Annotated in this window: 6 protein-coding genes; 3 read left to right on the top strand and 3 right to left on the bottom strand. The window is 75.6% G+C overall.

Going from position 1 to position 7,714, the window contains the following annotated elements; translation table 11 throughout:
* Nucleotides 1–99 precede the first annotated feature (99 nt).
* A complete protein-coding gene (locus tag E2C05_RS25945; protein WP_158292370.1) occupies nt 100–2,424 on the bottom strand; it encodes a penicillin acylase family protein in 2,325 nt (774 codons plus the stop codon).
* A gap of 291 nt (nt 2,425–2,715) precedes the next feature.
* Between E2C05_RS25945 and E2C05_RS25950 the strand changes: the two genes are divergently transcribed.
* The 3 genes from E2C05_RS25950 to E2C05_RS25960 all read left to right on the top strand — a co-directional run bounded on the left by E2C05_RS25950 (nt 2,716) and on the right by E2C05_RS25960 (nt 6,327).
* Nucleotides 2,716–4,275: an ABC transporter substrate-binding protein gene (locus E2C05_RS25950; protein ID WP_133222558.1), complete on the top strand. Its 1,560-nt coding sequence runs from the start codon at nt 2,716–2,718 to the stop codon at nt 4,273–4,275.
* Nucleotides 4,272–5,495, top strand: coding sequence for an aminotransferase class III-fold pyridoxal phosphate-dependent enzyme (locus E2C05_RS25955; RefSeq protein ID WP_240046893.1), 1,224 nt, complete (start codon nt 4,272–4,274; stop codon nt 5,493–5,495). The genes E2C05_RS25950 and E2C05_RS25955 overlap by 4 nt, the downstream gene beginning before the upstream one ends.
* A gap of 91 nt (nt 5,496–5,586) precedes the next feature.
* Nucleotides 5,587–6,327: a metallophosphoesterase family protein gene (locus E2C05_RS25960; protein WP_133222559.1), complete on the top strand. Its 741-nt coding sequence runs from the start codon at nt 5,587–5,589 to the stop codon at nt 6,325–6,327.
* Nucleotides 6,328–6,410: 83 nt separating this feature from the next.
* Here the strand turns inward: E2C05_RS25960 and E2C05_RS25965 are convergent, their stop codons facing one another.
* Together E2C05_RS25965 and E2C05_RS25970 are read right to left on the bottom strand one after the other, a co-directional pair.
* Nucleotides 6,411–6,785, bottom strand: a complete 375-nt coding sequence (locus E2C05_RS25965; protein ID WP_133222560.1) for a RidA family protein — start codon at nt 6,783–6,785, stop codon at nt 6,411–6,413.
* Between the two features lie 50 nt (nt 6,786–6,835).
* Nucleotides 6,836–7,714, bottom strand: an 879-nt coding sequence (locus E2C05_RS25970) for an adenylate/guanylate cyclase domain-containing protein (RefSeq protein WP_133222561.1), incomplete at its 5' end; no start/stop codon positions are given.

A 7,714-nucleotide genomic window follows, 5' to 3' on the forward strand; every position in this document is an offset into this window, starting at 1 on the left:
GGGTTGCCGCCGGGGCCCGGGCCGCGCCATGCCCGCCGGCGACGCTGCCGTGAACGGCGCCTGCGCTGCTGCGCCGTCAGCGCATGGGTGCCGCGCCGCTCAGCCGGGCACCGCCGCGCCATCGGCCGGCAGCAGGCGCTGCCGCGGCCCGCCGCCGGCGTCCAGCGTTGCCCAGTCGCCGATCATCGGCAGCATCTCGCAGCGCGACCAGGCCGGGTTCTGGTCGGCGTAGTGGGCGCTGCCGGGATGGCCGGAGGCGCCGAGGAAGACGCACCAGCGGCTGTTCCCCCAGGCGCCGACATCGAAGGCATAGCGCGCGATGGCGCCATAGGCGGCGCGTGGCCCGAGCGGCGCGACCAGGCCGTTGGCCTGCACCGTGTCGCCATCCCCGCCCACGGGCAGGGAAGGCGGGTCGAGCAGGGCCGCATGTTGCGGGAACACCGCGGAGAGCGGGTGGTTGAAGCGCGGCTGGTGCGGCGTGCCCCAGGGCTCGGCGGGCGGCGCCGCCGCCACCTCCGCCAGCGCCGCGCGCAGCAGCCCGTCCCAGCTTTCGCCGCGCAGTAGCGCCGCGTCGTCCGCCCGCAGCAGCGCCGGCAGCGCCCACCAGAGCTGGGTCAGCGGCGCCACGCCCGGCGCCGGCGACAGCCAGGGATGCGTCGAAAGCGCCGCCAGGCCGCTGGCGTCGCCCAGGCGCCGCACCAGCGCCAGCCGCAGCGCGATGTAGCGCGATGCGGCGACCGAGCCCGCCTCCATCCGCGCATCCCAGGCCAGCAGCGCGTCGCGCAGCGCCGCCGCCTCCGGCGGCAGCCCGTCCAGCGCCGGGAGCCGCGCCTGCATCTCGCGCGCCGGCGCGGAGAGCGTATCGGCATGGATCGACGCGGCGCCGGCGACGCCGCGCCGCGCCGGGTCCGCCAGCAATTCCGCGATGCGGCGGGCGCGGTAGGGCGGGTGGCAATCGGTGCAGAGATAGTCCGGGTGGTCGTCGGCGACGACGCGGTTGTTGGCGGTGACGAGCATGCCCGGCGCCGGGTCGATCAGCCGCGGCATCTCGTCATGCGGGATCCAGCCCTGCCATTCATGCTCCCCGGTCCAGCCCGGCACCGGCAGCCAGCCATTCTCCCGCCCGCGCCGCGGCACCCGCGCGCGCAGCAGCCAGCCGGTATGGCCGGCGGTGTCGGCGGCGACCAGGTTGTGGTCGATCAGCCCCCAGCCGCGCGTCGCCTCGAACAGCGCCGCGACGCCATCGGCGCGCAGCATGCGCGGCAGGCAGTCGAAGGACAGGTCGGTCTCGGCGAACTGCACGCTGCGCAGCGCCAGCGCGGTGCCGCGCGCCGGGTCGCCGCAGATGACCGGGCCGTGGCGGGTGACGAGGATCTCGACCTCGCGCGGCGCCTCGCCACGGATGGCGATGCTCTCGGTGCGGCGCTCCACCTTCTCCCAGGCATCGCGGAACAGCGCGTGCTCCCCCGTCGGGTCGAAGCGTTCCAGGTACAGGTCGTGGATGTCGGCGAAGGTGTGCGTCACGCACCAGGCCACGCGGCCGTTCTGGGCGAAATGCGGGAAGCCCGGCACGCCCGGCACGGTCAGGCCGATGACGTCGAATTCCGGGCAGGCGATGTGGCCCTGGGCATACATCCCCGGCACCTCGAAGACGCGGTGCGGGTCGCCGGCCAGCAGCGGCCGGCCCGTTTCGGTCAGCGCGCCCGCGACCACCCAATTATTGCTGCCGCCGCCGGTGCCGTCGGGCGCCGCCGCCTCCAGCAGCGCGGCGGCGGCGGGCGCCAGGTCGGCCAGGCCGGCGCGCCAGCGATCCGCCTCCGCCCCCGCCGGCGCGATCACCGCGTCGCGGCCGCCATCGTCGTAGCGCAGCAGGGTCACCGCCTCGCCCGCCAGCGGCAGCGCCGCGGCGCGCCACAGCTTGAACCAGACCGATCCCATGAGCAGGCCGAGCCGCCGCATGACGGCGAGGCAGTGCCAGTCCTTCCACGGCTCCGGCGTCGCGCCCAGCAGCGCGTACTCCACCGGCAGCGGCGCGCCGGAGGCGAGGAAGCCGTTCACCCCCGCGACATAGGCCGCCAGCATCGCCCGTGCCTCGGCGCCCAGCGCGGCGACGTCCCGCCGGCAGGCCGCTTCCATCCCCAGGCGCCGCGCCAGCGCATCGGCGGCGAAGGCGGCGGGGCCGAGCCATTCGGCGGACCGGCCGAGCGCGCGGCGACGGTTCAGCTCCATCTGGAACAGCCGGTCCTGCGCATGCACGAAGCCCTGGCCGAGGAAGGCATCCGCCGCGCCGGCGGCGCGCAGATGCGGCACGCCCTGCGCGTCGCGCAGCACCGTGACGGGCGCGCCGAGGCCCGGCAGGCGCAGATCGCCCTCGAGCGGCGGCACGGCCCGCCCGGCCGCCGCGTGCCAATCCTGCTCCGCCATCATGGCCTCCCCCCGCATCGGCGCAGCATGGCGCGGGGTGCCGCGGGTCGCCAGGGCGGGGCCGGCTTTCCCCATGCGCGGCCGCCATCACGCCTGCTGGAATCGCGCGCCATGCGGTTCAAGGCGCGCCGCGGCACCCTGGTTGCCGCGCCAGCGTGCGCCCCGGACCATCCACGGCCCATCGCGATCCGCTGCGATCCCCCGGTTCCCGGGCGGATTCGCGCGCCGGGCCGTTCACGGCCCTCCGCGATCTGCTCTAGCCTGCCGGTAAGGACCAGGGAGGCGAGGTGGATGCAAGGGTTCCCGATCACGCGCCGGGCCGCGCTCGGCGGCGCCGCGGCGCTGCCCTTCATCCCTCGGGCCCGTGCCCAGCCGGCGCCGGTCAACCTGGTGCTGGAGAGCGAGGTCGTCATCCTCGACCCGCATGCCACCACCGCGGCCATCACCCGCACCTTCGCCACGCATGTCTTCGACACGCTCTTCGCCATGGACGGCCAGGGAATGATCCGGCCGCAGATGGTGGAGGCCTGGGAGCGCAGCGCCGATGGCCTGGTGTGGGAATTCCGCCTGCGGCCCGGGCTGCGCTGGCATGACGGCGCGCCGGTCACGGCACAGGACTGCGTGGCGAGCCTGGAGCGCTGGGCGCCGCGCGACAGCCTGGGCCGCATGCTCTGGGCGGCCAAGGCGACGCTGGCGGCGACGGATGCGCGCAGCTTCCGGCTGACCCTGCGCCGCCCCTTCCCGCTGGTGCTCGACGTGCTCGGCAAGCCGAACGCGCCGCTGCCGGTGATGCTGCCGGAACGGCTGGCGCGCATCCCGGTGGAACAGCGGATCCGCGAACCGGTCGGCAGCGGCCCCTTCCGCTTCCGCACGGCCGACTGGCGGCCGGGCGACGTCATGCTGCTGGACCGGTTCGACGGCTATGTCCCGCGCGAGGAGCCGGCGGATTTCCTGGCCGGCGGCAAGCGCGTGCACCTGCCCGCCATCGCGCTGCGGGTGATGCCGGACCAGGCGACCGGCGCCGCCGCGCTGATGGCCGGCGAGGTGGACTACATGCAGTACCTGCCCTTCGACCTGCTGCCACGGCTGGAACGGGCGCGCGGCGTGCGGCTGGCGGCCTTCGGCGGCATCCACATGTTCCAGGGCAATTTCCGCCTCAACCACGCCGCGTCGCCGATGGACGACCCCGCCATCCGCCGCGTGCTGTGGCGCTGCGCCGACCAGGCGGCGATCCTGACCGCCATCGGCGTGCCGGACCGCTTCCGCGCCCCCGCCTGCCCGTCCTTCTTCCTGTGCGACGCGCCGCTCGCCAGCCGCGCCGGCGCGGCGGAGATGGCCTTCGACCCGGCGGAGGCGCGGCGGATGCTGGCCGCGACCGGCTATCGCGGCGAGAAGCTGGCCTTCCTGACCACGGCCGGCGGCATCAGCCAGACCGCGGCGCAGGTGATGATCCAGGAGATGCAGCGCGCCGGCTTCGCGGTGGAGGAGCAGCTGATGGACTGGGGCACGCTGCTGGCGCGCCGCGCGAAGCACGAAGGCTGGCACATGTTCGCGGTCTATTCCAACGGCACGGACATGTTCTCCCCGCTGACGCATTTCTACGTCGCCAACACCTGCGCCGACTATCCGGGCTGGGATTGCGACCGGGGGATCGAGGCGCTGCTGCGCGAATTCGCCGAGGCCGTCGATGCCGGGGAACGGCGCCGCCTGGCCGAGGCGATCCAGCAGGCGGAGGTCCGGCATGTGCCGAACGTGATGTGGGGCCAGTTCACCATCCCCGCCGGCATCCGGGACCGGCTGCGCGACGTGCCGCCCGCCGCCTATCCGATGTTCTGGGAGGCCAGGGTTTGAGCGCGGATGCGGCGCTGCGCGCCCGGGCGGCGCGCGTCGTCCCCGGCGGCATGTGGGGCCACCTGCATGCCGCCCGGCTGCCGGACGGCTACCCGCAATTCTTCGCCCGCGCCGAAGGCGGCCATGTCTGGGACGCCGATGGCAGGCGCTACGTGGACCTGATGTGCGCCTGGGGCCCGGTGGTGCTGGGGCATCGCGACCCGATGGTCGAGGCGGCCGCGGCGCGGCAGGCGGCGCTGGGCGATACGCTGAACGGCCCGGCGCCGGTGATGGTGGACCTGGCGGAGCGGCTGGTGGACCGCATCGCCCATGCCGACTGGGCGATCTTCGCCAAGAACGGCACGGATGCGACGACCGGCTGCGTCACCATCGCCCGCGCTGCCACCGGCCGCCGCGCCATCCTGGTGGCGGAGGGGTCCTACCATGGCGCGCTGCCCTGGTGCACGCCGGTGCCGGCCGGCGTGACGCCCGAGGACCGCGCCCACCAGCACCGCTTCCGCTACAACGACCTGGCGAGCGTGGAGGCGGCGGCGGATGCGGCCGGCCAGGACCTCGCCGGCATCATCGTCACCGCCTTCCGGCACGACAATGTGGTGGACCAGGAATCGCCGGACCCGGCTTTCGCCCGCGGCCTGCGGGCGCTGTGCGACCGGCGCGGCGCCGCGCTGATCCTGGACGATGTCCGCGCCGGCTTCCGGCTGCACCCGGCGGGAAGCTGGGAAGGGCTGGGCGTGCGGCCCGACCTCTCGGCCTTCAGCAAGGCGCTGGGCAATGGCCACGCCATCGCGGCGATCACGGGGAGGGAGGCGCTGCGCGACGCCGCGGCGCGCGTCTTCCTCACCGGGTCCTTTTGGTGCGCCGCGGTGCCGATGGCCGCGGCGCTGGCGACGCTGGACGCGCTGGCGACGCGCGCGGTGGTGCCGCGCCTGGCCGCGCTGGGCCAGGTGCTGCGCGAGGGGCTGGCGGAGCGCGCGCGGGCCTTCGGCATCGGCCTGCGGCAGTCCGGCCCGCCATCCATGCCGCTGCTGCTGTTCGACGGCGATGCGGATTTCCGCCTGGGCCGCGCCTTCTGCGCCGCGGCGGCGCAGGCCGGTGCCTATCTGCATCCGCGGCACAACATGTTCCTCTGCGCCGCGCATGACGAAGCCGATATCGCCACGGTGCTGGACGCGGCGGAAGCCGGGTTCCGCGCCCTGCGGGCCATGCCGGGCGCGGGCTGAGCGCGCGGCGCAGGGCCCGCCGGCGCAATCCGGCGGCCGGGCCGCGTCGCGCCCTCGCCACCCCGCCGCCGCCGCGCCTATGCTCGCGCCCATGCGCATCGCGGTCATCGCCGATATCCATGCGAACCTCCCGGCCCTGCAGGCGGTGCTGCGGGACATCGCCCGGCGCGGCATCGGCACCACGCTGAATCTGGGCGATTGCGTCTCCGGCCCGCTCTGGCCGCGGGAATGCCTGGAAGCGCTGCAGGCCGCCGGCATCCCGACGGTGCGCGGCAACCATGACCGCTGGGTGGCCGAAGGCGGCACCGGGTCCTCCGACGCCTTCGCGCGCGCGGCGCTCAGCGACGACCAGGCCGCCTGGCTCGGGCGGCTGCCCGCCAGCCTCGCGCCCCTGCCCGGCATCCTGGCCTTCCACGCACGGCCCACGGATGACAATGCCTACCTGCTGGAGGATGTGGCGGAAGGCCGGCTGCGGCCCGCCGCTGCCGCGACCGTGGCCGCCAGGCTCGGCGCCACCGCGGCGACGCTGCTGTTCTGCGCGCACAGCCATCTGGCGGGGCTGCTGCGGCTGCCGGACGGCCGGGTGGTGCTCAACCCCGGCAGCGTCGGCTGCCCCGCCTATGCCGACCCGACGCCGCCGGCGCATGTCTCGGAAGCCGGCACCCCCATGGCGCGCTACGCCGTGGCGGAGGTCGAGGAAGGCCGGCTGCTGGGCGCCGAGTTCGTCGCGCTGGGCTACGACCATGACGCCGCGGCGGCGCGGGCGGCGGCGCATGGCCGGCAGGACTGGGCGCATGCGCTGCGCACCGGCACCATGCCGCGCCCCGGCTGAGGCACGGCGCGGGGCGTCGCCCGCGGCCGGCTTTGGGCAGGGCCTCCACCTGTTCGGATGGAACCCTTCCGACAGGATCCGCCCTACCCCGCCAGGGCGATGCAGGCGAAGCCGACCCGCGCCTCGGTCGGCACGCCGAACAGCGCGGTGTGCCGCGCCGGCAGGCCGCCGGGGAAGTGCCTCACGTATTCCGCGTTGCAGGCGGCGTAGTCGGCGCGGTCGCTGATCAGCATGGTCACCTGCACCACCCGGTCCAGGCTGCTGCCGGCCTCCGCCAGCAGGCCGGCGATGCAGGCCAGGGCGTTGCGCACTTCCTCCGCCGGCGTGGCGCCGCGATGGATGCCGCGGGCCGGATCATGCGGCGCCGAATGGCCGGAAACCCAGACCAGGCCGGCGGCCTTCACCACGCGGCTGAAGGGGCGCGCCTCGCCCGGGGCGGGCTGGCCGAAGAATTCCATGCGCTGTCTCCTGCGGGCTGCCCCAGGCTGCGGAGGCCGGGGCGGCGCCGTCAACCGGCCTTCGCCGCCATCGCCGGCACCGTATAGACCTCGAGCGGCAGGCTGCGGCCGCGCACCGCCAGGGGGCCCAGCGGCCGCAGCCGCGCCGCGCCGATCCGCGCCGCCGCGACCGGCCCGACGCAGATCGAGGAACCGAGGTCCTTGTTCGCCGCCTCCAGCCGCGCCGCCGTGTTCATCACCGTGCCATGCGCGGTGTAGTCCAGCCGGCCGGGCCCGCCGACATCGCCGACCACCGCCGGCCCGGTCTCGATGCCGATGCGGGTGCGGCCCAGGCCGATGCGGGCGCCGAGCGGCGTGGCCCGCTGCGCCTCCCCCGCCGCCAGCAGCGCGACGGCGCAGTCCAGCGCGGCCTGCGGATGCCCGGGCAGGTCCAGCGGCGCATTGAACACGGCATGCAGCCCGTCGCCGACGATCTTCTCCACCATGCCGCCATGCGCGACGACGATGCGGGTCAGCGCGCCGAGATAGGCGTCGAGCACCGCCACCACCTCCTCCGGCCCGGCGCGCTCCGTCATCGCGGTGAAGCCTTCCAGGTCGGTAAAGAGCGCGGTGATCTCCCGCGCCTCGCCCTGCAGCCGCAACGTGTCCGGCGCCGCGGCGATGCGGCGGACCACGGCGGGCGGCAGCCGCTGCTCGAACCGGGCGCGCAGCGCGCGGGCGCGGCGCTCGGTCGCGGCGAAGGCGGCGATGCTGGATGCGGCATAGGCCAGCGCCCCGACCAGCGGCGGCCCCGCCGGGTCCAGCAGCAGCCCCGCCTGCGCCAGGGCCAGCGCGCCGCCCAGCCAGGCGGCGATGGCGGCCAGGACCAGCGGCAGCGCCAGGCGCGGCCGCAGCCCCAGCCCGGCGAGCAGTGCACCGGCCGCCAGCAG

The sequence above is a fragment of the Paracraurococcus ruber genome (assembly GCF_004353985.1).
GTDB lineage: Bacteria > Pseudomonadota > Alphaproteobacteria > Acetobacterales > Acetobacteraceae > Paracraurococcus > Paracraurococcus ruber.